This window comes from Aquimarina sp. AWH4_224, from assembly GCF_056160245.1.
Genome location: NZ_JBSWWU010000074.1, coordinates 1 through 328, shown reverse-complemented (window position 1 = coordinate 328; position 328 = coordinate 1). Strand labels below are relative to the sequence as shown.

Sequence of the window (328 nt, the reverse complement as noted above, 5' to 3'; positions counted from 1 at the left end):
GATACCGATACGGCTACGGTTACTTTTGATGTAACCCCAGTAGACGATACGCCAACGGCAGTAAATGATACACCTGCTGATGTCGCAGAAGATAGTGGAACGACCAACATTGCAGTATTAGGAAATGATAGCTTTGGAGGCGATGGTCCAAGTACCGGAACGATCAATGTAACTGCCATCCCAGCTGCGGTAGGAACTGCAGTAGTAAACAATGGAGGTACGCCAAACGATCCGACGGATGATACGATTGACTTTACTCCAGCCTTAGACTATAATGGTCCGGTAACGATCACCTATGAGATTGAAGATGCTGATGGAGATACCGATA

At 46.6% G+C, this 328-nt stretch carries 1 protein-coding gene; it reads left to right on the top strand.

Annotation, left to right across the window (positions count from 1 at the left end; genetic code table 11):
- A partial coding sequence (locus ACXAGJ_RS24755) for an Ig-like domain-containing protein (protein WP_474843879.1) occupies window positions 1-328 on the top strand: 328 nt, incomplete at both ends.